The sequence below is a fragment of the Streptomyces sp. R-74717 genome (assembly GCF_047305335.1).
Taxonomy (GTDB): domain Bacteria; phylum Actinomycetota; class Actinomycetes; order Streptomycetales; family Streptomycetaceae; genus Streptomyces; species Streptomyces atratus.
This window is the reverse complement of the sequence record NZ_CP102361.1, coordinates 6,162,432-6,188,291: the sequence shown is the minus strand read 5'-3', so window position 1 is coordinate 6,188,291 and position 25,860 is coordinate 6,162,432. Positions and strand designations below refer to the sequence as shown.

Annotated in this window: 18 protein-coding genes and 2 pseudogenes; 6 read left to right on the top strand and 14 right to left on the bottom strand. The window is 68.0% G+C overall.

The window, feature by feature from the left end; genetic code table 11:
- Positions 1-48 precede the first annotated feature (48 nt).
- The 4 genes and pseudogenes from NRF20_RS28280 to NRF20_RS28265 all read left to right on the top strand — a co-directional run.
- Positions 49-702, top strand: a complete 654-nt coding sequence (locus NRF20_RS28280) for a hypothetical protein (RefSeq protein ID WP_398631877.1) — start codon at positions 49-51, stop codon at positions 700-702.
- A gap of 459 nt (positions 703-1,161) precedes the next feature.
- Positions 1,162-2,070: a serine/threonine protein kinase gene (locus tag NRF20_RS28275; RefSeq protein WP_413753512.1), complete on the top strand. Its 909-nt coding sequence runs from the start codon at positions 1,162-1,164 to the stop codon at positions 2,068-2,070.
- A gap of 3 nt (positions 2,071-2,073) precedes the next feature.
- Entirely contained in the window at positions 2,074-4,302 is a 2,229-nt protein-coding gene (locus NRF20_RS28270) for a protein kinase domain-containing protein (RefSeq protein ID WP_413753511.1), read from the top strand.
- A gap of 79 nt (positions 4,303-4,381) precedes the next feature.
- Positions 4,382-5,368, top strand: a pseudogene (locus NRF20_RS28265) (serine/threonine-protein kinase); the annotation flags it as partial.
- A 4-nt stretch (positions 5,369-5,372) separates the two neighbouring features.
- Here NRF20_RS28265 and NRF20_RS28260 read toward each other — a convergent pair.
- The 11 genes from NRF20_RS28260 to NRF20_RS28210 form a co-directional block, all read right to left on the bottom strand.
- Complete coding sequence (locus NRF20_RS28260; RefSeq protein WP_413753510.1) at positions 5,373-6,584, bottom strand: S8 family serine peptidase; 1,212 nt, start codon at positions 6,582-6,584, stop codon at positions 5,373-5,375.
- Positions 6,585-7,169: 585 nt separating this feature from the next.
- Positions 7,170-7,820, bottom strand: a complete 651-nt coding sequence (locus NRF20_RS28255; protein WP_413753509.1) for a hypothetical protein — start codon at positions 7,818-7,820, stop codon at positions 7,170-7,172.
- Positions 7,821-7,870: 50 nt separating this feature from the next.
- Positions 7,871-8,554 (bottom strand): hypothetical protein, encoded by a 684-nt coding sequence (locus NRF20_RS28250; RefSeq protein WP_413753508.1) that lies wholly within the window; start codon positions 8,552-8,554, stop codon positions 7,871-7,873.
- Positions 8,544-10,814, bottom strand: coding sequence for a hypothetical protein (locus NRF20_RS28245; protein ID WP_413753507.1), 2,271 nt, complete (start codon positions 10,812-10,814; stop codon positions 8,544-8,546). Before NRF20_RS28245 ends, NRF20_RS28250 begins: the two co-directional genes overlap by 11 nt.
- Positions 10,815-10,839: 25 nt before the next feature.
- Positions 10,840-11,271 (bottom strand): hypothetical protein, encoded by a 432-nt coding sequence (locus NRF20_RS28240; RefSeq protein ID WP_413753506.1) that lies wholly within the window; start codon positions 11,269-11,271, stop codon positions 10,840-10,842.
- Between the two features lie 202 nt (positions 11,272-11,473).
- Positions 11,474-12,880, bottom strand: a complete 1,407-nt coding sequence (mycP, locus tag NRF20_RS28235) for a type VII secretion-associated serine protease mycosin (RefSeq protein WP_413753505.1) — start codon at positions 12,878-12,880, stop codon at positions 11,474-11,476.
- 1,557 nt (positions 12,881-14,437) lie between these two features.
- Positions 14,438-14,932 (bottom strand): hypothetical protein, encoded by a 495-nt coding sequence (locus tag NRF20_RS28230; RefSeq protein ID WP_413753504.1) that lies wholly within the window; start codon positions 14,930-14,932, stop codon positions 14,438-14,440.
- Between the two features lie 133 nt (positions 14,933-15,065).
- On the bottom strand, positions 15,066-17,402 hold the full coding sequence (locus NRF20_RS28225) for a xanthine dehydrogenase family protein molybdopterin-binding subunit (RefSeq protein ID WP_398631885.1): 2,337 nt from the start codon (positions 17,400-17,402) through the stop codon (positions 15,066-15,068).
- Positions 17,399-19,156, bottom strand: a complete 1,758-nt coding sequence (locus NRF20_RS28220; protein WP_413753503.1) for a 2Fe-2S iron-sulfur cluster-binding protein — start codon at positions 19,154-19,156, stop codon at positions 17,399-17,401. The genes NRF20_RS28225 and NRF20_RS28220 overlap by 4 nt, the downstream gene beginning before the upstream one ends.
- Entirely contained in the window at positions 19,153-20,049 is an 897-nt protein-coding gene (locus NRF20_RS28215) for an FAD binding domain-containing protein (protein WP_266361170.1), read from the bottom strand. Before NRF20_RS28215 ends, NRF20_RS28220 begins: the two co-directional genes overlap by 4 nt.
- Positions 20,050-20,448: 399 nt before the next feature.
- Positions 20,449-22,077 (bottom strand): beta-N-acetylhexosaminidase, encoded by a 1,629-nt coding sequence (locus NRF20_RS28210; RefSeq protein WP_413753502.1) that lies wholly within the window; start codon positions 22,075-22,077, stop codon positions 20,449-20,451.
- Positions 22,078-22,471: 394 nt separating this feature from the next.
- Here NRF20_RS28210 and NRF20_RS28205 point away from each other — a divergent pair.
- Positions 22,472-22,627 (top strand): annotated as a pseudogene (locus NRF20_RS28205) (zinc ribbon domain-containing protein); the annotation flags it as partial.
- 255 nt (positions 22,628-22,882) lie between these two features.
- On the opposite strand, the gene NRF20_RS28200 reads toward NRF20_RS28205, so the two are convergent.
- Together NRF20_RS28200 and NRF20_RS28195 are read right to left on the bottom strand one after the other, a co-directional pair.
- Positions 22,883-23,176, bottom strand: coding sequence for a DUF3039 domain-containing protein (locus tag NRF20_RS28200; protein WP_093900254.1), 294 nt, complete (start codon positions 23,174-23,176; stop codon positions 22,883-22,885).
- 30 nt (positions 23,177-23,206) lie between these two features.
- Positions 23,207-23,767 carry a YqgE/AlgH family protein gene (locus tag NRF20_RS28195; protein ID WP_093900253.1) on the bottom strand — a complete coding sequence of 187 codons (561 nt, stop codon included), beginning with the start codon at positions 23,765-23,767 and terminating at the stop codon, positions 23,207-23,209.
- Between the two features lie 276 nt (positions 23,768-24,043).
- Here NRF20_RS28195 and murA point away from each other — a divergent pair, with 276 nt between their 5' ends.
- A complete protein-coding gene (gene murA / locus NRF20_RS28190; protein WP_093900252.1) occupies positions 24,044-25,384 on the top strand; it encodes a UDP-N-acetylglucosamine 1-carboxyvinyltransferase in 1,341 nt (446 codons plus the stop codon).
- 194 nt (positions 25,385-25,578) lie between these two features.
- On the opposite strand, the gene NRF20_RS28185 is transcribed toward murA, so the two are convergent.
- A complete protein-coding gene (locus tag NRF20_RS28185; RefSeq protein WP_003968811.1) occupies positions 25,579-25,860 on the bottom strand; it encodes an HU family DNA-binding protein in 282 nt (93 codons plus the stop codon).

The following is a 25,860-nucleotide window of genomic DNA, read 5'->3' as shown; positions in this document are numbered from 1 at the left end:
CTACGGTAACGGCAAAACTGCGGCCGGCGACCAGGGGAGGGTCAAGTCATGACGTTGCGCAACTCAAGTCGGCTGTGGACTTTCGCGGTTCCGGTTGTCGTCGGCATTCTCCTGTCGGGATGCTCCAAGGGGGAGGACCGGGCGGAATCCCCGGAACTCGGCCGGTGCAAGTCGTTGCTCGGCGCCGAGAACGTGGAGGCGGCCGTGAAGGCGACAGGCGGAAACGATGTCGAGGTGAGCGGGACACCGCAGGCGGATGCACTGGCGGCTGCTCTCGTGAAGGAGGCCGAGAAGTGGCAGGAGTCCGATCTGATGCACACCTCCTACACCGGCTGCCGCCTGGACGCGTTCGAGGGGGATCAGCCGAGTGGCACCGTGGACGTGTCGGTGAAGTGGTCCGCGCTGTCACTCGAGTCAATGGACGATCCGAAGGTCGGCCGCACGTGGCGTCAGGTGAACGGGCTGGTGTACGTGGCACCGGAACCCGGCCCGGCCCGGATGCAGTTGGTCGCGGCATGTGCGGTGCCGGGAGCAGCTGCGTCGCAGTCGACCGGTCTGCCGCTCCAGTTCCAGGTGACGGGAGCGGATCTGGGGGCTGAGCTCCGGTGGGAGCTGCTGAGGACGTTCGCCCAATCGGTGACGGAGGAGATGGGGTGCACGACATCTCCCGTCATCCCCTCCGAACTGCCTGCCGTCGCGTGAGTGCTGGGGCGTAAGGCCGGGCCGCTTCCCGGCTCCGGCCGGTGCGGAAATGGCAGAGGGAATGGTCTTCCCGGGACAGGACATGGCAGACGGGCACCACCGCGAATCGTCACCGAGAGGCGTCGACTTGGCGAGGCCATGTGCTCCGGCGAAGCTACGTCGCACACGGCACGCCCCCTCACCCGTACCAGGCCGACCAGCCGCGTCACAGAGTCGCAGAGTCACGCTACTCCGCAGCCGCCTGCTGGGGCCGTTCGGAGAAGCCGACCCTGCGTGGGCCTCGCGGACGGGCATCGACCCCTCCGCGAGGCCGACGGGATACTGCCGGATGTCATCGCCCACCGGGGCCACTGCGCCCTCCGTCCCCCCGCGCAAGCCGCTTGAGTAGGCTCCCTTGGACAGGACATCGCCTGAGTAGGCTGCCATTGTTCTGATGACGTCCGGGGGGATTTCCGTTACATGCAACAGCCGCGCCGCACCTCCGCCCGGCAGATCGGCCCCTACACCGTCATCACGAGGCTGGATCCGGCCGGCCCCGGCGCCTTGCCCGTCCCCGAGCGGCGTTTCATCGCACGCAACGCGGACGGCGACAAGACTTCCGTGGTCAGTGTCCCGCTCGACGACGCTGCTTCCGCCCGCTTCCTCATCGAGGCTCAGGCCGCCCGATGCCATCTCGGCCCCTGGTTCGCCCCCGTCACCGAGTACGCGGAACCCGGCATGCCCACGTGGTGTGCGCGCCCCTACGTGCCGGCCGTCCCTCTTCCGACGGCTCTGGCCGTCCATGGGGGGCCGTTCACCGAAGACACGCTGCGGACTCTGGGCCTCTGCCTGGCAGAGACGCTGGCCACCGCCCATGCCTCCGGATTGACCTACGCCGGGGTGTCCCCCACCGCCGTATTGCTGGCCGGGGACGGCCCGCGGCTCACCTGCTTCGGCGCAGTACGGACCGCAGCCGAGGACGGACAGCCGCGCGCGGGGCTCCCCGGCCTCGAGCCCGGTAGCCTCCCGCCCGAACAGGCCACGGGCGGGCGCCCCCGGCCGCCGGGCGACGTCTACGCACTGGGCGCTGTACTCGCGTACGCGGCCACTGGCCACACAGTTCCCGACCGGGACGAACTGCCCGTCATACTGCGTTCGCTCGTACCGGCCTGTCTGTCCCGCGACCCTGCGGCCCGCCCTCGGGCGATCGACGTACTGCAGGCACTCTCGCCCGCGTCACCTGCCCCGCCCACATCACCTGTCGCCACCGTCCTGGACTCGGGATCGGAAGCGAACCGGATGCAGCTGCCCGGCCGGGTGATCGCGGCGATCGCGCGCCAGTCCGCGGAAGTCCTCGCGGCCGACGTCCTCCCGCCACTCGGAAGCTGACCGATGATCAAGCCTTTGCTCCACGAAGACCCTCAGCACATCGGCGCCTACCGGCTGGTCGCCCGGCTCGGCAGCGGCGGAATGGGAACCGTCTATCTAGCGCGCTCCCCCGGCGGACGTACGGTCGCCCTCAAGACCGTGCACGCACACATCGCCGCCGACACCACCTTCCGCACCCGCTTCCGCCTCGAAACCGACGCCGCCCGCGTCATCGGGGGCCAGCACGGCGCACAGGTCATCGATGCCGATCCGCTCGCCGAGACGCCCTGGCTGGCGACGGAGTACGTGCTCGGCCCGCCCTTGGACGACGCGGTCTCCCTGTGCGGACCGCTTCCCGAGGTCACCGTGCGGGCCGTGGGCGCGGCGCTGTGCGGAGCGCTCGGGCAGCTGCACGGGTCGGATGTGGTGCATCGCGACCTGAAGCCGTCCAACATCATGATCACCGCGTACGGGCCGAAGGTCATTGACTTCGGCATCGCCCGCGCGATCGGCGACGACCGCCTCACCCGCGTGGGAGCAGCGGCCGGTACGCCTGCCTTCATGTCCCCGGAACAGGCGAGCGATCAGGAACACACACCGGCCGGTGACGTCTTCGCGCTCGCTGGTGTCCTCGTCTTCGCTGCCTCGGGCCACGGTCCCTTCGGCAGTGGGCAACCGGCCGACCTGCTGTACCGGGTCCGGTATGCGGAACCGGACCTGACCGGCGTACCGACTGCTCTGGTCCCGATCCTGACCCGGTGCCTCGCGAAGGCCCCCTCCGCGCGCCCGACCACACAGGAACTGGCCGCCGCGCTCCACGACGGGCACGGCGAGTTTGCGGACCATCTCCCTCCCGCTCTCCTCTCGGAGATCGCCCGTCGCGCGGCGAAGGTCTGGCAGTTCCGGCCCGAACGCCTTCCGGCGGCGTCGCCGGAGCAGCCCGTCACAGGGTCCGACCCGTCGGGGTCCGGGCGCGGTACGGGCATGTCGCGGCGCAAGGTCCTGTCCATCGCCGGGCTGGCGACGGCCGGAGCGGCGGTCGCGGGCGCCGGACTGTGGTTCCGGCCGAGCTGGTTCGAGGCGAAAGACGCGAAATCACCGTCCGCTGCGGGGACGAGCCCCGCCGCCTCACCGACGGCCCGGAACACGGAAGGTCCGTGGCGCGTCCTGTGGACGACCGATCCGTCCAAGGCCGACGATGCGCTGCCACCGCTCTTCGTGGGCAAGACCATTGTGGTGACTACCGGTGGCCAGCTGCGGGGTCTGGACCCGGCCGACGGCAGAGAGCTCTGGATGTACTTCCCGACGCTGTTCGATTCCCGGGCCGCCACGGACGGTTCCCGGCTCTACTGGCTCGTCGGCAAGACGACGGCGGAGCATTCACTCGTATCGATCGATCCGGCCACCGGCCAGCCGGCCCGTACCCTCGCCGACCAGTCCGATTTCAAGCTGCCGCCCTCGACCGGCCGCACGGACCTCGTCCACGCATCCGCCGGAAGCGTCTATGTTGCGGCCGGGAGCGACACGCCGGATGTGTACGACTGGCACCTGCACGCCGTGAACGCCTCGTCGGGGACCGTTCGTTGGCGCGTCCCCCTCAAGAAGGGCAAGAAGGGAACCGGCTACAGCAGTGGCTTCGCCAAGGCCATCGGGAACCGGCTCATCCTGGGAGAGACGTCGTACGACCTCATGCTTACCGCGTTCGACACCCGTTCGGGCAACGTGTTGTGGCGGACGACCCTGCCTGAAGCAGCTTCCGAGGTTTCTATGCCGGTGGCCACCGGCGGGCAGCTCGCGAACGACGGATCACATGTGTACCTCGGGTCGCGCGTACTCCAGGCGATCAGCCTGTCCACCGGCGCGGTGGTCTGGGAGTTCGGCCGCGACCGCCTTTTCGGAAGCTCCGCGGACGGCGACGACCGTTACGGCCCCCCTGCCGTACGGGACGGCGTGGTCTACGCCGCCGAGGGCAGCCGGGGAATCGTCGCCGTGGACGCGAAGCGCGGCGAGCTCCTCTGGGAAGTGCCGGTCTCGAAGGACAACGCATCGACCACGGTCGCGCCGCCCGTCCACGGCAGGACGCATCTTTACTACGGGGACGCCTCCGGATTGGGGGTGATCGATCTGAGCACCCGAAAGTACGTACGGTCGCTGGAGACGCCGATCCGCAACTTCGCTCTCGCCGCCGACAAGCGCACGCTCGTCGGCAATGGTGGAGACCGTGTGGTGGAGGCCCTGCGTCTGGACGGATGACACTCCACCGCCGCGTCCACGGCATGAAGCACGCCCGCCCCTTCGGCCCGCCCGACCCGCCTCGCGACAAGGACACCCCATGAAACCGCTCGGCCCAGGAGACCCGCTCCGGCTCGGCCCCTATCGTCTCCTCGGTGTGCTGGGCGAGGGCGGGATGGGCAAGGTCTACTTCGGGCAGGACGGCGACGGCCGCCGCGCCGCGGTGAAATCGCTTCGGCCCGAGCTGTCGCACGACCAGCAGCTCGCGCAGCGCTTCGTCCGCGAGGCCCAGACCGCACGGTCCGTCACCGGCAAGGGCGTGGCCCGGGTGCTGGACGCGCAGGTCGAGGGCGGGCGTCCCTGGATCGCCAGCGAGTTCCTGGCCGGCCCCAACCTGGAGGAGGCAGTCGACGCCCATGGCCCGCTCGACGGCCCGACCGCGTACGTCCTGGCTGCGGCCCTGGCCCGCGCCCTGCACGACATCCATGCCGCCGGTCTCGTGCACCGTGACCTCAAGCCGGCGAACATCGTGCTGACTTCGGGCGGACCCCGCGTCATCGACTTCGGCATCGCCCGACCGGAACACGGTCTCACCCTGACGACCACGGGGCAGATTCCCGTCACACCCGGATACGGTGCGCCCGAGCAGGTGCTCGGCCACCGGGTGGGCCCGGCCGGCGATGTCTTCTCCCTGGGCGCTGTACTGGTGTACGCCGCAAGCGGACAACGCGCCTTCACGGGCAGTCATGTCGCCGCCGTGCAGTACGAAGTCGTGCACGGTGAACCCCAGTTGTCGCACGTCCCCGAGCCGCTGCGTACCCTCATCGCTCCCTGCCTCGCCAAGGAGCCCGGACTGCGCCCCGGACCGGAACAGATCGCCCAGGCGTTCACGCCCCCGCGGCGAGCGGAGAGGGTCTGGCGACAGGGCGACCTGGCGCCCCTGATCGACTCGTACGAGACCGAGGCAGGGCGACTGCTCCCCGCAGGCGGCCCGCCCGCGCCGATGAGTCATGCGCGGCGCAGGTTCCTGACAGCGCTCACCGCCGGAGGGGCTGTGCTCGCCGTGGGCGGCGGCACGGCCGCGTGGCGGCTCAAGGACGACTGAGCCGCATACGACACCGGTCGGCCAGCAGCAGGGGACCCGCGGCGACGACACAGAGCACCCCGACCGCGCACACCACGAGAGCGGCCCAGAAGGCTCCGCTGTGCCCGCCGTCCGTCGCGGACGACATGGGACTGCCCGGCGCGGGCGCGGCACTCGCGTTGTCGGGATGCGCCTTCGGCGGCGACGGCGACGGCGACGACTGGGGTGGAGTCGGCGACGCAGTGCGGTAGTCGGGAATCGGGTCCCGGTCGGCCGCTCCGGGGTCGCCCGGCGTCTTCAGCGCGATACGGGGACGAACAACGCCGTAACCGATGTAGTCATTGCGCACGGCCCCGCTGGTGGGACCGCCTGCCGTGTTCACCATGACGCGCAGAACCTGGTTGGCCGTCCACGTGGGGTGCTCGGCCCAGATCAGGGCGGCGGACGCGGAGACAAGAGCGGTGGCCACCCCGGTGCCCCCGCTCTTGCACAGCCCGGTCCCGCCGGCACACGCGCTGATCACGTCCTCGCCGGGGGCACTGAGATCCACCGTGATCCCCACGCCGGCCTTCTTGATCGCGTGCAGGTTCTTACCGATGCCGGTGACGCCGACGACGCCGGGCGTCGCGGCCGGGTACTCCACCAGCGGGTCATCAATGCTGGAGTCACCGACAGCCGCGAAGATCAGCTTTCCCTTGCTCCGCGCGTACTTCACTGCATCCCGCACGGGCTGGTCGTCCTCGGACGCACCGAACGACACGCTGATGATCTTCGCCTCGGAGTCGGCCGCATACCGAATGGCCGGAGCCATTCCCGTGTTGATCGCCTTGTCCTGCTCAGCAGCGTTGTCGGCGTCCTGGCCCTCGGGGATCACCAGAGGAAGGACCTTGGCCCCAGGAGCGAGCCCGTATGCGCTCTCCTGGCCATCGGGCCCCTTCCCGTTACCGGCGATCACGGAAGCTGCCGTGGTGCCGTACTCGTTCTGCTCCATGGGGGCCGCCCGCGCGAAGTTCTTGCCCGGAAGAAGCCGCCCCGCCAACTCGGGAACCTCACGCACCCGCGTATCGATGAGAGCGACCGTGACACCCTTCCCGGTGCTGGTCCGCCACATCTCCTGGGCCTTCATCTCGTCGAGGTGCCACTGCTGGGAGAAGACGGTGTCCGCATGCGCGGGCGCGGCCACGCCGCCGACCATCAACAGCGCCAACACGCCCGGCACGCCCGCTCGATGACGCCTTGGCCACCTGCCCCTGCTGCGCATATACGCCGCTCCCTCCCCCGATTTTGCTCCCAACTCTTTCACGAGCCCCTCGCCCTCTTACGCGGCAGGCCCCCGCTCTGGAGGCCCGTGCATGCGACAGAGAAGCCTTATGCGTGGTGCGGGTTCATGAGGCTGCGGATACGGCACCGGCGCACCACCCGACAGCGGGGCGGCGGCATCGGGCTTCTCCACACACGCCAGCAACCCGTCGAGCATGAAACTCCCCCAATGGGTACCCGCCGCCGGACTCCAACTCCACCTGTCCGGCATCCACTTCGACGCCCTCCGAGGCGTGAGGCGGGCGCGGGGGGCGGCGAACGACCGATCACACCTTCACCGCGGCTCCTTGCAATTCCCCTACCCGAGAGCCGCAAGGAGCCGCAGGTGCACAGCGACCCGCGGGAATGATGTCACTGTCGCCCTTTCCTCCACCGGACACGCCCCTGCAGGGCACCACCGAAGCATCATGCCGGTGATGAGGACAACAGCGGGACCCTGCTCGCTACGTCCCGCAGAAAGCACCGAGTCGACCGTCGATTCCCGTCACTTGAGACGAGGATCTTCCGAAACCACGACATCTGCCTCAGGGAGAATGATCTCATTCTTGCAGTTCAGCCGATCAGTAACCTTCTTGGCCGAGGCATTCAGCAATCGCACCCTGGACTGCTCACCGAGCCCGATGGGGTCAGAAATCACGACCCTGAGGAGATACATCTTCTCGCCCGGTTCCACCAGGTCGGGCCTCTGACAGTCGACAAACATCCGGGAGGTCAGAGAGCCGTCCAGTTCATACGCCGCAGACGTTCCTTTCAATCTCTCCGACCCTGGCAAATTATCGAATGTGCTATTCCACCACTCGAACCATATCCTTAGATCTCTTGCACTATCTGGATTCTTTTTGAGGACGCAGCTGTGATTTAGCGTGTACCGCCTGTTCATCCCTCTGGAGAGAATCTCCGCCGCGCCCGAAGAGGTGTCGTAGACGTCACCTTTCGACGGCGGTTCCCAGCTGACTTGATCAGAGCCTAGAAGATTCGCCGCTTCTGCCTGTGTCTCACCATCGAAGATACCCTCGCACACTTCGGACAGGGGCGTCATTCGATCCGAATGGTGAGGCTTATCTGCCTTATCGCCTTGATTTCCACACGCGGTAAGAACGACGGACGCCACCACAGCCGCCAGGACTGCGCCCACAAAGCAGGGTCTGCTCACGCCCAGCCACCATGCCGTTCATCGCCCTCTCCTCACTTGAGGCGAGGGTCCTCTTCGGTCACGACGTGCGCCTCGGGAAGAACGACTTTGTTCTTGCAGTCCAGTTGCGCAGTCACCTTCTCGGCCGAGGCGTTCAGAAGCCGCACCCGCGACTGCCGACTGAGGCCGATACGGTCGGTGATCATGACCTCGACAACGCTCATCTGGTCGCCGGGTTCCACCAGGTCAGGCCGCTGGCAGTCGACGAACAACCGGGACATCAGAGAACTGCCCGTGCTCAGTTCGTACGCGGCTGACGTTCCTTTGACATGCCCTGCCCCCGGCACGGTCTTCAGCGTTTCCGGCCACCACTCGAACCAGATCTCCAGAGCCGTTCTCTGACCGGGTTTCTTGTTGAAGACACAACTGCGGTTCGCCATGTATTCCATATTCATGCCTCTGGCAAGAATCTCCGCCACTTTCGATGAGTTACCGTCAAAGTCATCTTTTGTTGGCGGGTACCAGTTGACCTGATCAGAACCCAGAAGCTTCACGGCTTCCGCCCTGGTCTCGGGGTCGAAAATTCCCTCGCAAACTTTACCCAATGGAGTCATGGAATACGAATGCATGGGCTTCGCTTTCCCCGATTCCTGATGCCCACACGCCACGAGAACGCCGCAAGAAATCACGACACCCAACACCGCACCGGCCACATTTCTTTTCACGTCAGTCCGCATCCGTCTGATCCGCTTCATTGTCGCCACTGCCATATCCGTATTGCACCGCGGAAAGGGTGTCATTAAACCAATCGCTGTTGGCCACCTCGGGATGTGCCGCAATGTAGGCATTCAGAGGAGAAACAGCCTGTCGCTGGCCGACAGACACTAGATCTCTCTTATCTGATTCCTCTTTTCGGTCGAAATCAGCCTCCTGCTTGGCCAGTTCGCGATCGATAGCGATCCCTTGATCAGTTTCAACAGCACCACCCACACCTTCGATAATCATGGGTACGGCAATCTGTGCGACAGCGGCTGCACCGGTCGCCGCTGCAGGACCGCCGAAGGGGAGCGTCGCCAGTCCAACACCGACGCTCACGCTTTGACTGATCCCGAACTTCTTCCACTCAGCCGCTTCCGCCATTTTGCGATTGGCTGCGTCCGTCTTCTCGCCGTAGTCGTGATTGATCTCAGTGATGCGAGCCTGGTCAAGGATTCCATGCGTCTTGGCCCCTGTTTCAAGGATCAGCTTGAGTTCATCGTCCGGCACCGGGTGCGCCTTGAGTCCGCTGACCGTGTACTGCTGCTGAGCCTGAGAGAGGATCTCGTAGTTCCCCTCATGCTGGCCAACCGACTGGAGAAAACTCAACGCGCTCGCGTTCTTCACGAAAATGTGGCCCTTGCCGGAATGACCGAATGCCGCATCCCGGAGGTCTTTCCCGCCCTCACTGTCACCGAAATTGGATACGGACCAGTTCAGATCATCGATGTACCCGGCGCCCATCTTGGCCAGGCTGTTGCCGATGCCGGGCTTGTCCGCGACAAACCCGTGGTCGCCCCCGACAATCCTCACGACCTGCTCCATGACGTTCGCCGTCGTATCGTCCCGGCGGAGCCCCAGTTGCGGTTGGTCGTACGGCACACCCAGCGTCGCTGCTTCCAGAGCATGGCCCAGCTCGTCATATCCGTAGCCACGCTTGTTCCCGACCAGATAGTTTCCGTTCGGCCACTCCCGGTCCTTGAGTAGGTACTGGAGGTCAGGGTCGATCTTGTCCTTCTGCTGCCAGCCCTCGGAGTAGAACATCGCCTTCGCCGCGTCCGGGTTGTGCCCAAGCGCATCCATGTATCCGGCCATGGGGTCCAGGCCGTGGTCAGTTCCCGGACCGAAGTTTAGATATGTCTCGTATCCATCCGGCTGCCACAGAGATTTGAGTTTGGTGCCCTTGTGGTCCTGCTCGAAATCGATCAGGCTTCGGCCGTAGTCGGTGAGAAAACCCTTTTCGTACTCGCCTGTTCGCATCAGGCTGCTCATCACCTGGTAGCCGTACGGGCCGTCGCTGATGGTCCCCGCGTCCATGTCGACCATCCGGACACGGTCGTCACCGAGAGCCACCATCTGCTTCTTCCAGCGCTCCATGGCGGCACTGTCGGAGTGGGTGGCGGTCGCCAGGGTCTGGCTCAGTGACTTCTGGATCTCAGCCGAGATCTTGGTCCGTTCGTCGCCGGCCTGCCTGCGGTCCGCGATCCTTGTCCAGAACTCCAGCGTCTTCTTGGGGCCGAGCCGAGTTGCAAACTGTTCAGTGAAATATGGATCGCCTTCGTGCTTCTTCAGAAGGTTGTTGATCCGTGTGAGCGTCTTGATGTCCGGGGTCTTCTCAGCTGATGCAAGCTCTGTCAGAGCGGCCAGATCCTTCTCCGCTGCTTCTCTTCCCTGCTTTGCGGCCTTAATGCTGTGGTAAGTGTTCGAATCAAAGCCGCGGTCACGGCCATTGCCGTCCTGCGAGAGAACCCAGCTGAGGATCGAGTCGGCCTCGTCGGCCGCGGTCAAGCAAGACCCAATGCTCTCGCGGTAGGCGACGATGGACTCCTGGTACCCCTTCCGGAGTACGGCCAGGTTGTCCACCGGAGCATCGGCCGGCGCATCGAACCAGACCTCGCCGTCCGACTTGATCGACAGGTATTTGTCCTGCTCGATCTGCTCACGCAGCCGCTTGAGTTTCTGCTGCGACGACTTGAAGACGTGAAGCGCGTCGTCGAGCAGCAGATGTATGTCCGTGGCCTCTTCGGCGGCGGAATCGATCTGCCTCTTCACCTTGCCGAGCTTGGTCCGCGCTGCGTTGGCCGCTTCGCCCTCCCAGTCGTAGTCCCACAGCCCTTTCTCAACGGTGTTTTCGTACTTCCGCGCGATGGTCTTGAACTGACCGGGCAGGTTGCGCCACTTCACGACCGCTTCCGAGAGCGGGGCGAGATCCACGTGGAGGAGATTCTCGTACGTCAGCATGCCGGTTCTCCCGATCCCTGCGCCGTCACTTCAGGTCCCGGTCTTTCTTGGACGCCCGCTTGTGCCGGTCTGCTTGTGCCTGGTCCTCCGCCGCGAAGCCATCGGCGGTGGCGCGCAGGGCTCCTGACACGTCCTGCTCCAGCAGTCCGTCGACGTACTTCATCTGGGCGTTCCAGCGCTTCACAAACACCTCGAATGCCGACCGCGACGCGAATCCCTTGAGGCTGGAGCCAACTTGCTTGGTCTCGGTCATCGTCTTGTTGTCGGCGTCCCGAAAGTCGCCCCGAACGATGTCGGCCTTACCCGCCCGCCTCCGCAGCTCACTCCCGGTGATCTTCACCTTCTCCTTGGCTCCGGACGGGCCTACCCCAGGTGGAAGGCTGTTGAGCTGCATCGCGGTTTGCTGCCTTGTGGCTGCTTCGGCTCGCAGTTCAGCCCATTCTTCGTCGAACGACACCCTTGCCCCCGTTTCGGATCCAGCCCAGACGCATACGTCGCCTCGTTGCCAAAGTGAAGCCTCTTGGATGGCCGACGACGCGAATGTCTTGAGCGAATTAAAACTAGCTGAATCACAAGGGCGTGGAACAGCGTGTTCGAGTCATTCCTGCAGAACTCTCACACCAGCACAACGTCTTGCCTGCAAGGTCCCCTTTGCGAATTCAGGAGTAGGGGCTTTGCCTCGGAGCATCTCCATAGGGCGAGTTGGAGCCGGGAGGAGTGGTCGGAGGGGGTGCATAGGCCGGGTGCGTGGGCTGCTGGTGAGGCTGGGATTGCTGGTACGGGTTGGGGTGCGGAGGCTGGTGCGGGTACGCGGGCGCTGCGGCTGCGGCGGCGGACCCACGGCGGCGGGAGCGGATGGCCAGGGCGGCGCCCACTACGCCGATGAGCGCGGCTCCGCCGATGCCTAGGCCGATCCAGAGGCCGGTATTGCTGGTGGCGTCGCCGGATGCCGGGGCTGCTGCGGCGGGCTTGTCAGTGGCCTCTGAACTTCCGGTCGCCTTGGAAGGCTCGGCGGAGGGGCTGGGGCTCTCGGCCGCTGCGAGGTCGGGGAGCGGGTACACGTCGGCCGGGCCGGGGTCACCCGGGGTCTTCAGGGCGATGCGGGGGCGGACCGCGCCGTAACCCACGTAGTCATTGCGCTTGGCACCACCGGTCGGGGTGCCGGCCGTGTTCAGCATGACGCGGAGGACCTGGTTGTTGGTCCAGTCCGGGTGCTTGGACCAGATGAGGGCAGCGGAGGCGGAGGCAATGGCGGTGGCATCGCTGGTTCCACTGGTCTTGCACAACTGCGTTCCGCCTGTGCACGGGTGGACCATGTCGATGCCCGGGGCCGTGAAATCGATCTGCGGCCCGTACTGGGACTCGTCGGTCTTCTTCCCGTCCTGGTCGATGGCACCGACACCGACAACCCCAGGCGTTCCGACGGGGTACTCAAGCAAGTTGGACCCTTTACCGCTGTTGCCCGCTGCAGCGAAGATCAACGACCCGTTGTCGAGTGCGTACTTCACGGCATCCGTGAGCTCCTGCGACCCTGCCTGTGCGCCCAGGGAAATATTGATGATCTTTGCACCGTGCTCGACCGCGTACCGAATCGCGACGGGGGCAACCTTGTTGAATTCCTCGTCCGCTTCCGCCTGGGTCGCCCCGGCTCCAGGCTCAGGCATGCGGACCGGGAGAATCTTGGCCCCCGGCGCGAGCCCGAACGCGCCGTTCCCTCCGTGGCTCCGGCCTGTCCCTGCGATCAGTCCGGCCATGCTCGTGCCGTGGCCCTTGTAGTCGGTGTGTTCGTCACCCGCGGCGTCCGGCGCCAAGTCCTCTCCCTTGAGGACCTGTCCAACGAGGTCGGGATTCGATGGATCCACACCGCTGTCGAGCACAGCAACGATGACACCCTTGCCCGTACTCGTCTTCCATATTTCGTCGGCCTTCATGGCATCGAGATGCCACTGCATGGAACGCGTGGAGTCGGCAAACGCGGGCACAGCGGAACCGCTCACCAGCAGTAGGCCCAACACGGCCGACATCATGGTTCGCCGCCGGGTGAGTCTCCTGCTTCTGATGCGCATCTGAATCCCTCGTCAGTTTTCTTTTGCTCAGTCGATGACCGGCGGGACAACGCGTCGGCCACCCTGCTGCCAGGTCGCAGCGTCTTCGACCAGGTAGTCCGGCCGTTCGCCACCCTCGTCACGCCCTGTTCCACGCGTTGGGGATCCTTGAGGTGCCATCCCTCCACCCCGTCCTGCCATGCCTGTACCGCGCTCCGAATCTCCCGAGGCACCGCCTCTCACCAAACCCGATCCTCCGGGCGTGAACGGACGCGCACCCGCGCGGGCCTGCTGCTGGCGTCCCCCGGCCACGCCACCAGCCTCTCCGGCCAAACGACGACCGCCGCCGACTGCACTCGGAGGGACGCCAGGACCGATGCCACCGCCCATGCCTGAGGCACGGCCCATGGGCGCTGGCCCGTGGGTGCTCTCGCCGCCGATGACCATCCCGCGCGGAATGCCGCCTGTAGAACGTCCTGAGGCCGGAGGAACAACACGGCCGCCGGTGATCCCGCCGCCCGCGGCAGGACGGCCCATGGGTCCAGGGCCTAGCGGACCCGCACCTGGCACAGACAACGACGGACGTGGCATCCCTATCGTTTTGTTTCCTCCACTTGTGGTGCGCGGTGCGGAAGGACTGGTATTGGGGACAGGAGGAACGATCCCCACTGTCGGCGGGAGAACGGTGTCGGGCCTAGGGCCGGTCGGCGACCCCACTGGATTCGCGACCGGGGAGGGTGGAGCGTCTGGCAGCACCGTCAGTCCATCAATCCCCATGTCCACCGGTCTCGAGACTGAGGGCGACACGGTGTGCGGGGAGCTGCCCATAGCGCCCGGGGGCACGGTCGCACCGCCCGCTGTATCGGAGCTGAGCCCCCGTGCGGTGACATGCCCCGTAGCGCTGGTGGCAGATCCATATCCGGCCCCGAACCCAACGCGCCCGTTCTGTTCCCCGATATGGCTCTGGTCAACACGCGGCGCTATTGCCTGTGGCATGGCCGGGAACACTGGCATGTCCAGAGACGTCATCTGATCCGACGAGTAGGTATACGTCTGTGACAGGCTACGCATCCGCGCAGCCGCCTCTTCGCGGTTCTTCTCCCTCGACGCAATCAACGTCTCTGCGGACTTCTTCGCCACCGCCGACGCATCAGGATCGTTCCTTGCGGCGAGAGCCGCCTCCAAATTCGCCTGTGCGCTCGCCTCCGTCCGAGGAATCGATGCCTGCGCCAACGCAATCGCGTTCGACGCCTCACCGAGCGACTTCGAGGCGACCTCGCTGTAATCCCCCAGGCGCAGCGTCGCGTTGGCCAGATCCGCGCTCCATGTATGGAATGCTTTGGCCCCCTCACCCTTCCACTCCACCAACTGCGGACGGACTTTCAGCTCCTCGGCGATCTTACGGATCTCCGACGCCGCGCTCATCAGACGATCCGCCGCGACCTGGATCTCACCGCTGTTGGCGTGGTCCAGCCACTCCAACATCTCCTCGTGAGTCTTGTTCTCGAAATCCGTACCCATGACGCTGTCCCTCTCCCCGTCCCCGTCATCCGCGTGCAGAGCACATCATCGCCAGCATCAGTAGGCAGTGTCGCCTGACGTATGCTTTGCCGCCGCGTCCTGCCCCGCCTCATGGTGGGCGTTCGTGCTGCTCTTGATCGCAAGCATGCGCTGACGAACGTCCAGATCGACGTTCTCGTATCCCTTGTGCGATGCGAGGACCGCGATACTCATGCCCTCGATGGAATCCGAGAGCAGCTTGGATAGTTGCTCCAACTCCTTGATGACCTTGGAGTACGAGCCGTGGAGGATGTCCGCCTCCTTCCACTTCCCCTTGCCACCACCGAACCGCTCGCGCCCCATGGCGTCTTCGCCGACCTTCCCCGGCCCCGCCGGCGACGCCTTGAGGTCGCGCAGGATCTCCTCGACGCGTTCACGGAACTTGGTGAACGACGACAGTTCGGTGACCAGTTCGCCAACGGCCTGCGGTGCCACCGCACCCATGGCTCCCATGCCGCCCAGGACAGCCAATGAATACGCCGAAGACTCCGCCCCCGGATCGCTCTGCCCCACAACACCCTCCCCCGTTTAGCAACAGCCGATTGACGCTTCGACTTCAGCCTCGGGGTTCACCTTAGCCAGCAGCGGTGACAGTGCGCACCTCCGGGTTGCATGTGCAACCCGGATCACACCATCCGTACAGGGCTCAGGACTTGGGGGCTGCCACCGCCGCCTGGGGCCTGATGGGGAGGCGGTTGATCGGGCGGCCGGTGGCGGCTCGTACTGCTGCGGCCACTGCTGCGGGGGAGGTCACCACGGGGATCGCGGAAGCCGGCTTGGCGCCGAAGGGGGCCACCACGTCGCGTTCTTCGATGAGTTTGACGATGCGAATGTCCGGTACGTCCAGGGCGGTCGGAAGCGCGTAGCCGGTGAGGTCGGGGTGGCGGATCAGGCCGCGGGTGCTGCGGAGGTTCTCGGTGAGGGCGGCGCCGATGCCCTGGGTGATGCCTGCCTCGATACGGGTCGCCAGCTGGGACGGGTTGAGGACCCGGCCGACGTCCTGGGCGATCGCCATCTCCACGACCCGGACGGAGCCGAGTTCGATGTCGACGTCCACCACCGCGCGGATCGCGCAGAAGGCGAGGCCGACGAAGGCGTCGCCCTGGCCCGACTCGTCCAGGGGTTCGGTCGGGTGGGGGCGGCACTGGGCGGTGGCCCAGAGTTCCTTGCCGTGCATCTCCTCCGTGACGGTCGTGGACAGCACCCCGTCGTACGAGGTGATCTTGCCGCCGGAGATCTGCAGCAGCTCCGTGGACATGCCGAACTTGTGGGCCAGGGGCTGGAGAAGCTGGGTGCGGACCATCTTGGCGGCGCGTTCCACCGCTCCTGCCGAGACCCAGGTGTGGCGGCCGTGCGCCGCCGGGCCCGCCGGGGGCTGGTCGGTGTCGACGGACGCTACGTGCACCTCTTCGATGCCCAGGGTCTCCTGGACCACCTGACGGGCGAGGGTCGAGAATCCCTGGCCCGTTTCGACCGCGGCGCAGATGACCGTCGCGATGCCGTCGTGGACCCTGACCGTGGCCGTGGAGACCTCGTCGGCGCCCTCCGCCCCGAGCATGTGGACCATGCCCAGCGCATAGCCGACCCCTCGGCGCACCGCACCGGGCTCGCCCGCGCCCTCCGGGCCGCCGGGGAGCAGCCAGTCGTCCTCCGGGGCGTCCTTGGGGAGGGCGGGGAGGGGGAAGTCCCGTACGGAGTCGAGGAGTTCGGCTACCGGTGCCGGGCAGGTCACCGTCTGGCCGGTGGGGAGGATGTCTCCGGTGGACAGGGCGTTACGGAGGCGCAGCTCGGCCGGGTCGATGCCCAGCTTGGCGGCCAGCTTGTCCATCTGGCCCTCGTACGCCGCGCAGACCTGCATCGCGCCCTCGCCGCGCACATGGCCCGACGGCGGGTTGTTCGTACGGACCGCCCAGCCCTCGATGAAGGCGTGCGGGACGACGTACGGACCACAGGCGAACGCGACCGCCGCGGCCAGCGACTCGGACGAGGCATCTGCGTACGGGCCCGCGTCGAGCAGGATCTGTGCCTCGACCTTCACCAGCCGACCCTCGGCGTCCGCGTGGTGGCGGTAGCGGAGCAGCGTCGGGTGGCGGTGGGCGTGGCCGAGGAAGGACTCCTCGCGGGTGGCGGCCAGTTTGACCGGGCAGCCGGTGCGCAGGGCGAGCAGCCCGAGTGGGAGCTGGAAGCCGGGTTCCTCCCGGTCGCCGGTCGCGCCGGGGACGCCGGTGACGACGACCTTCACGCGGTCCGGTTCGAGGCCGAAGCAGGCGGCGGCGAGATCGCGGTCGGTGTGCGGGTCGGTGGAGGCGGTGTAGATCTCCACTCCGCCGTCGGGGCGGGGCACGGCGAGTCCGGCCTCGGCGCCGATCGGGGCCGGGTCCTGACGGCCGATGCGGTACAGGCCCTCGACGATGATCTCGCCGGTGGCATCCGGGTCGCCGTAGCGCAGCGGGATGTGGCGGATCAGATTGCCGTCGGGGTGCAGCGGTTCGGCGGCGAAGGCCTTCTCCGGGTCGGTGACCGGTTCGAGGACCTCGTACTCGACGGCAATGGCCGCGGCGGCGAGCCGGGCCGTGTCGGGGTGGTCGGCGGCGACCGCGGCGATCGGCTCGCCGTGGTGGCGCACCAGGTCGGAGGCGAAGACGGGGCGGTCGACGACCCTGCGCCCGTACGCGCTCTCCCCGGGTACGTCCTCGTGCGTGACGACGGCCCGTACCCCCGGCATCTCGACGGCGGCCGAGGTGTCGATGGACAGGATGCGGGCGTGCGGGTGCGGGGAGCGGAGGACGGCCGCCCACAGCAGGCCCTCGGCCCAGAGGTCGGCGGCGTACGGGAAGGTGCCCTCGGTCTTGGCACGCACGTCGGCGGGCAGAAGGGAGACGCCGAGGCCGAATGCGGGCGGCTCGGTGTCGGGGCCTACGACCGGCGGGGTGGTGATCCGTGTGCTGGTCGCGTTGGCAGCGGTGGCTGCGTCGTTGCTCACGCCATGCCTCCGTCCTGCAGGTGCGGCTGAACATTATCCGCGCCGGGGGCCGCCTGGTGCGGGATGCGGGCCTCGTCGGGCTCCGGGGACGAGGAGTCCGACGAGGCGGGGTCGTTGATCGCCTCGCGGCCCGCGATGACCTCGTTCACGGCGTCGAGGACGCCCCGGTAGCCGGAGCAGCGGCAGAGGTTGCCGCAGAGCGCCTGACGCGTCTCCAGTTCGCTGGGGGCGTGGTTGCCCTCCAGCAGGTCGTGGACGGTCATGGCCATGCCGGGGATGCAGAAGCCGCACTGGACGGCACCGCACTTGGCGAGGGCGCGCTGGACGTCCGACGGCTCGCCGTCCACGGCCAGGCCCTCGACCGTACGGACCTCGCTGCCGGCCGCGGTCGCCGCGGGGACCAGGCAGGAGGCGACCAGACGGCCGTCCACCTGGACGTTGCAGGCACCGCACTCGCCCTGCGAGCAGCCGTCCTTGGCACCGGCGAGGCCGAGGCGCTCGCGGAGTACGTAGAGGAGCGACTCGCCGATCCAGGCGTCGGTGACGGGGCGGTCGGCGCCGTTCACGTGCAGGACGTAGGAGACGGCGGGGTGCTCGCTGGGCAGCGGTGAGGCTTCCGGCGGGGTGTCCAGTGGTGGTGCGTCCGGAGCCGTGTCCGGGGCCGTGTCCGGCTCGGAGTCGGGTGCCGTGTCGGCCGGCGGCTCTGCCGGGTGGTGCTCGGGCGTGGCCTCCACCGGGTGCTCGGCCGGGGTGTCGGCCGCCGGAACGGTGTCCGGGGCCTGAACGGTGTCGGGGGCCTGAACGGTGTCGGGGGCCGGGACCTGTGCGAGGTCCACGCCGAGAGCGGGAGTGTCTCCGGCAGCGGGTACGGGTACGTCCTCGGCCGCCGTCCTCGGTGCTGCCTCCGCAGCCTGGAGGGTGCTTTCTTCGTACGCGGACGGCTCCACCGCAGCCGCGGAGTCGGCTCCCGGCGCGTGCTCCGGCTCGACGTCCGCTCCGGGTGCCGGCTGATCCACCGCGGGCTCGGGCTCGGGGTCCGCGACCGGCTGCTGGGTCGCCCACGGTGCGGGCGCACCGCCCGGCAGCGTGGCCGGCGGGGTCCGGTCCGCGTACCACTGGGAGGCCAGAGCCGACGCCGCGAACTCGCCGGACTCCTCCGGGAGGTCACCGTCGGCGACCGGAATCGTCCACTGGCCGGTGTGGCCGGCAGGGTCGGCATGCCCACTGTGCCCGGACTGACCGCTGTGGTCGGACTGACCGCCGTGGTCGGCCGAAGCAACTTGCCCAGCCTGACCACTGTGGTCCGTGTAACCGCCGTACTCGGCGGACTCGGCGGACTCGGCGGACTCGGCGAAGTTCCACTGGCCCGTCGCGGCCGGCGTCTCCTGGTACTGCTCCTGCTGCGGGTACTCGTACCCGTACTGCGGCTGCTGGTTCGGGTCCGGCCAGTGCACCGCGTCGGATGCCGGCTGCTCCGCTCCCGTACCCCGCTCCTGCCGGCTCTGCGTCTGCATGACCCAGCTGCCCGTGGCCGACGGGTCGAGCCCGGCCGCGGGGGTCAGCGGCAGGATCATCGGCGGTACGTAGCCATGGCCGGGCGCGGCCAGCGGGATGTCCGCCAGGTCCTCCGGCGGCAGGTGGACGAAGGCCGTCGCCTCGGCGTCGTACTCGCCGCCCTGCGGCGTCGGCTGCCAGCCCCCGTGCTGCGGCTGCTGCCGCTGCCCGTACTGATCGTTGTGGTCCTCGTTGCTCACGACAGTGCCCTCCCCAGCGCTCGTCGGGCCAGCGCGGCGACGGTTCGCCGCAGATGCAGTACGGCGGGGGGCAATGGTGGCGCCTCTCCCCCGTCGGCGGGCGGTGCATGGTCCGGGATGCAGGCCGCGGCGACGTACTCGCCGAAGGCGGCCAGCGCATCGGGTGCCAGGCCCCGTTCGCCGTCCCAGTCGATCAGTGAGGCGATCCAGCGCTCGGCCTCCAGCGGCCTCAGCGGCATCGGTGCGATGGCGCCGACCGCGCAGCGCACTCCGCGCCGGGCCGGGTCGAGGACGACCGCGACGGATGCGGTGGCGCGGCCGGGACCGGTGCGGCCGGTGGCCTTCAGGAAGACCTGGGGGGCGTGCAGCAGCGGTACCCGGACGAAGCCGATCAGTTCGGCGGGTTCGAGCATGTCGCGGCCGGCCAGCAGGTGCGAGACCGGGATCTCGCGGCGGGCGCCGCCGGGGCCCGCGATGACGAGCTCGGCCTCCAGCGCGGCGAGCACCGGCAGGGCGTCACCGGTCGGGGCGGCGGTGGCGATGTTGCCGCCGAGTGTTCCGGCGTTACGGATCTGGGGCGGGCCCGCGGCGCGTGCGGACGCGGCGAGGGCGGGGATGAGGGCGGCGAAGTCGGGCCGCCCCATGCGTGCGTGGGTGAGTCCGGCGCCGAGCAGGGCGTGGCCGTCCTGGTAGTGCCAGCCGCGGAGCTCACTGATCCGGCCGAGGCCGACCAGCCCCGAGGGGCGCAGGAGCCCCTTGTTGACGGCCGACATCAGGTCTGTACCGCCTGCCACAGGAACGGCGGCGGGCATGGCGCCCAGCGCCGCCACGGCCTCGTCGAGCGAGGCCGGCAGTGTCACGGACTGCGTCGCCTGCGGTGCGTGCGTGGTCAACCCAGCTGCCCCTTCCCGGTGTCCCGGCTGTCCGGCTTGTTTCGCCGTACGGTACGTGCTCAAAGCCCGGACGTGGCAACTCTGGCACATCTTCCGACCGGCCCGACGCGAGGGTCCGCGAAGGGCGTATCCGTCCCCGACCAGGGGGATGGTCCTGATTCGCCCCGGTTCGACGCAGAGTGCGAATTGCCACTCTTCGGCGAGCCTTGTGCGGCTTGTTCCGTTCCGGCTTTTCCGGTCCGGCGGGGGTGCGTTCCGGTCCGGTGGGGCGCGCTCCGGCTGCTCCGTGCTGACGGAACGCGCTCCGGTGTTCCGTTCCGGCGAGGGTGCGTTACGGGGAACGAGCGCCGGCCGTCACGCTCCCGGAGAGGGTGACGGCCGGACCCGGAGCGAGACGGGTCACACGTTCGGGGGCAGTCCCTCAAGAGGGCGTCCGAGGACGCCCGGGCGCTGCTGCCGGGGCAACGGGCCGCCCGGCGGCCGGTAGTCGACGCCGAGCGCGTCAAGTCGGGCGTAGTGCGTGGTCATTCGGCGTTCGAAGTCGGCGAAGTCCCGTTCGGCGGAGGCGGGCAGGGGCGACCAGGCGACCTCCGCGAACGCCGCGAGGCGCGGGAAGACCTGGTAGTCGACGCGGGCCCGGTTCTGCATGACCTCGGTCCAGACATTGGCCTGGGTGCCGAGGATGTGACGGGCCGCCTCCTCGGAAAGGCCCGCAGGTACGGGTTCGAAGCGGTAGACGTCCTCCAGGGTGCGGATGAATCCGATGGGCATCGGCTCGTCGGCGCCGCCGTCCTGACGGTGGTCCAGGTACACGTACTGCTCCGGGCACATCACCACGTCGTGCCCGGCCTCGGCGGCGGCGATGCCTCCTCCGTAACCCCGCCAGGACGACACGGCGGCACCCGCCGGGAGGCCGCCTTCGAGGATCTCGTCCCAGCCGATGAGCCGGCGTCCGCGTGCGGTGAGCCAGGTGTCGAAGTGCCGGACGACCCAGGACTGCAGCTCGTCCTCGTCGGCCAGGCCGAATTCGTCGATCCGGGCCTGGGCGGCCGGGGACTCCTTCCACTGGTCCTTGCGGCACTCGTCGCCGCCGATGTGGATGAACGGCGAGGTGGCGGCGGGGAAGAGATCGAGGACCTCTTCGAGGACGCCCTCGAAGAAGCGCAGGGTGTTGTCAGTGGGGGCGAGTACGTTCGGGCTGATGCCCCAGGTGTCCCAGACGGAGAGGGTGGTGGTGTCGATGACGTCGGTGTTGCCCAGTTCGGGGTACGCGGCGATGGCGGCCTGCGAGTGGCCCGGGATGTCGATCTCGGGGACCACTCGGATATGCCGCTCGGCGGCGTACGCGACGATCTCGCGGATGTCGTCCTGCGTGTAGTAGCCGCCGTGCGGGGTCTCGTCCCACAGTTCGGAGGCCCGGTGGCCGTACTTGGTACGGGACCGCCAGGAGCCGACCTCGGTGAGGCGCGGGTAGCGCTTGATCTCGATGCGCCAGCCCTGGTCGTCGGTGAGGTGGAAGTGGAAGACGTTCAGCTTGTGCGCGGCGAGAAGATCGAGGTAGCGCAGGACGTCGTCCTTGGGCAGGAAGTGCCGGGCCACGTCGAGCATCATGCCGCGCCACGGGAAGCGGGGGCTGTCCTCGATGTCCGCGAAGGGGATGACCCACTTCTTGTCGGAGTGGACAGGTGCGCGGCGGAAAGCGTCGGGGCCAAGGAGCTGACGCAGGGTCTGGGCGCCCCAGAAAACCCCCGCCGCGCTGCCGCCGCGGATCTCAATGCCCCGGCTCCGGACCACACCAAGCCTGTACGCCTCGGGCTCCAGAGCGTCGTCGATGTGCAGCGCGACCGAATTCTTGGCCCCTTCATCTCCCGGCACCAGCTGCAGACCGAGGGCGGGACCAACCATGGAACGCAGCCAGCGCTCCGTGGTCTCTGTGCCGGGCGCCGCGTAGAGCGTGGTGCTCCGGTCCAGCAGGAATCCATCGGGGGCCAGGCCTTCGACGGCGACGGGCGCGGGGATCAGATCCATGGGTTCAGCGTCTCAGATGGACTTGTGCCATCCCGGTGAGGCTGGTTGTTCGGGCGAGTGCGCGCAGCAGTCCCCGATCAGCGCCGATACACGCGCCGGGGCCTTCGCCCGTCAACCGGCGAAGAGCGGCACCCGCTACCGATGATTCATGCGCAGTTCTCAGCCCTTCGGGTTGGAGGTGAAGCACTTCTGGCGCAGGCGGCGGGAGGAGCCGCCTTGAGCGAGCTGGCCAACTCGGAAAAGGCGGCCTGTCAGGCGGAAAGCACATGAGCGGGTGGACGTGGCTGTTCTCGCTCTGGGACTCCACCAGTCCGACCTCAAGGCCCCCAAGCACGTTCGGCATTGGGTGCGGGAGTCTGAAATATGTGCTCTGGCAGGGCAGTTACCTGCGCTGATGCGCACGGTCTGCGGTGTGAAATGGCGGCAGCTGGAATACAAATGCCGCCTGTACCGCTCCGAGCTGCGACCGGTGCCGCCGTTTCGCACCTCGCAGCCCTGCGCGGCCTGCGGCCGGACGGATCCGCAGTCCCGCAAGGGCTGCGGCCGACTGTTCGCGTGCGTGCACTGCGGGCACGAGGACGACGTCGACCACAACGCCTCGGTCGAGATCGAGGCCCGAGCCCGCCAGGGGGTACCTCCCATGCCCTTCGGGCCATGGGGGAGGGTGGCTCGGTCAACAACAGCACGCACAGGCGCCCATTGGTGCCGAGTCCCGCCCTCCGGCGGAGGCGGACGCGTGAAACCCAACCGGCCACTTTCGGGTGGCCAAAGGGAATCTCCCGGCTTCAGAGCCGGGAGAGGATCGTCAATTCTTGTCCTTGCCGCCCTTGCCCTTGTCCTTGTCGCCACCGGCACCCATGGACTCGTAGATCTCCTTGCACATGGGACAGACCGGATACTTCTTCGGGTCGCGACCCGGTACCCAGACCTTGCCGCACAGTGCGACCACGGGCGTGCCCTCCAGGGCACTCGCCATGATCTTGTCCTTCTGGACGTAATGGGCGTAGCGCTCGTGGTCGCCGTCGCCGTTCGACACCTGTGGCGTCGGCTCTACGAGGGTGCCCGTACCTGCCCCGCGCTCGGGCTCAAGAGTGCTCATAACCGCCAAGGGTACTGAAAGCCCGGAGCATCAGTTCAGCGAAGGGTCGTCCGGGTAGGTGGCGATCATCGCCAGTTCGCTGCGCTGGCGGCGCAGGACCGCCCGCCAGAGGTGTTCGGGGCGCGGGGAGGAGACGTCTCCGGGCTCGGACTCGACGACGTACCAGGCCCCCTCGCCGAGTTCCGTCTCCAGCTGTCCGGGGCCCCAGCCGGCGTACCCGGCGAAGATCCGCAGCGAGCCGAGCGCCGCGGCCAGCAGCTCCGGAGGGGCCTCCAGGTCCACCAGGCCGATCGCCCCGTACACCCGGCGCCAGCCGAGCGGGCCCTCGTCGCCGGGGATGACGGCCACACCGAGCGCCGAGTCGAGCGAGACCGGGCCGCCCTGGAAGACGACGTCGGGTTCGCCGGTCAGGCCGGCCCAGGACGTGAGGATGTCGCCGACGCCGACCGGGGTCGGGCGGTTCAGGACCACGCCGAGTGAGCCCTCCTCGTCGTGGTCGAGGAGCAGCACCACCGCGCGGTCGAAATTCGGGTCCGCGAGCGCGGGTGTGGCCACGAGCAGTCGCCCTGTGAGCGAGGACACCTCGGTCATGGCAGAAATGATCCCGCATCTTCGCTCTCCGCGGGGAGCAAGTGGGCCGCCCGGTCGCCGAGGGGGACCGGGCGCAGCTCAGGGCGCACGGGAGCACGAGGAGGGCGCCACCCGGAGGGCATTGCGGACGGTAACCCTCCGCAAGAGTCGGGAAGCAGAGCGTGTTGTGGCGAATTCATGACGTTCGCACACCCCCCGGTCTCTTACGGAAGGGGGGCTGTGGGCCATTACCCTTTCGTTTGGCCCCCTGCCCGACCACTCCGGAACGCGAGATTCATGACCGGCACAGACGATGTCCTGCTTGTCCACGGCGGAACCCCGCTGGAGGGCGAGATCCGCGTCAGAGGCGCCAAGAACCTGGTGCCGAAGGCAATGGTCGCCGCGCTGCTCGGCAGCGGCCCCAGCCGGCTGCGCAATGTGCCCGACATCCGCGACGTGCGGGTGGTGCGGGGGCTGCTGCAGTTGCACGGTGTGACGGTCCGGCCGGGTGACGAACCGGGCGAGCTGATCCTGGACCCGACCCATGTCGAGAGCGCCAACGTCGCCGACATCGATGCCCACGCGGGCTCGTCGCGCATCCCGATCCTCTTCTGCGGCCCGCTGCTGCACCGGCTGGGCCATGCGTTCATCCCGGGGCTCGGCGGCTGTGACATCGGCGGCCGGCCGATCGACTTCCACTTCGACGTGCTGCGGCAGTTCGGCGCGACCATCGAGAAGCGGGCGGACGGCCAGTATCTGGAGGCCCCGCAGCGGCTGCGCGGCACGAAGATCCGGCTGCCGTACCCGTCGGTGGGCTCCACCGAGCAGGTGCTGCTGACGGCCGTGCTCGCCGAGGGCGTCACCGAGCTGTCCAACGCGGCCGTGGAGCCGGAGATCGAGGACCTCATCTGCGTACTGCAGAAGATGGGCGCGATCATCTCGATGGACACCGACCGGACGATCCGGATCACCGGTGTCGACCGGCTGGACGGTTATACGCACCGGGCGATCCCGGACCGTCTGGAGGCGGCCTCCTGGGCGTCCGCGGCGCTGGCCACCGAGGGCAACATCTACGTACGGGGCGCACAGCAGCGCTCGATGATGACGTTCCTCAACACCTTCCGCCGGGTCGGCGGCGCCTTCGAGATCGACGACGAGGGCATCCGTTTCTGGCACCCGGGCGGCGCGCTGAACGCCATCGCCCTGGAGACGGACGTGCACCCCGGCTTCCAGACCGACTGGCAGCAGCCGCTGGTCGTGGCCCTGACGCAGGCCTCGGGCCTGTCCATCGTCCACGAGACGGTGTACGAGTCCCGGCTCGGCTTCACCTCCGCGCTCAACCAGATGGGCGCGCACATCCAGCTCTACCGCGAGTGCCTGGGCGGCTCCGACTGCCGCTTCGGGCAGCGCAACTTCCTGCACTCCGCGGTCGTGTCCGGGCCGACGAAGCTGCAGGGCGCGGATCTGGTCATCCCGGACCTGCGCGGCGGTTTCTCGTACCTGATCGCCGCGCTGGCCGCGCAGGGCACGTCGCGGGTGCACGGCATCGACCTGATCAACCGCGGCTACGAGAACTTCATGGAGAAGCTGGAGAAGCTCGGCGCGAAGGTGGAGCTGCCGGGCGGGGCGCTGGTCTGAGGCGTGGCGCCCGAGGGCTGCTGACGGGGGTTCGGGGCGCTGCCCCGGGCCCCCGTTCCTCGTTTGCGGGAGGGACCGGGTCCGTACCCTTGGTCCGCGATGGCGGCAGAAGCCCAGAACGGGCCCTCTCGGGCCGGTACACCGAAGGGCGGTCCCCTTTGCCGGGTGACCGCCCTTCGTCGCGCCTGTGGGGCTTACTTGCCCTTGGCGGCTTCCTTGAGCTTGGAGCCCGCGGAGACCTTCACGCTGTAGCCGGCCGGGATGTTGATCGGGTCGCCGGTCTGCGGGTTACGAGCGGTGCGAGCGGCACGGTGGGTGCGCTCGAAGGTCAGGAAGCCGGGGATGGTGACCTTCTCGTCGCCCTTGGCGACGATCTCACCGACGGTCTCGGCGAGCGCGGCCAGCACGGCGTCGGCGTCCTTGCGAGTCACCTCGGCGCGGTCGGCCAGGGCGGCCACCAGCTCACTGCGGTTCAT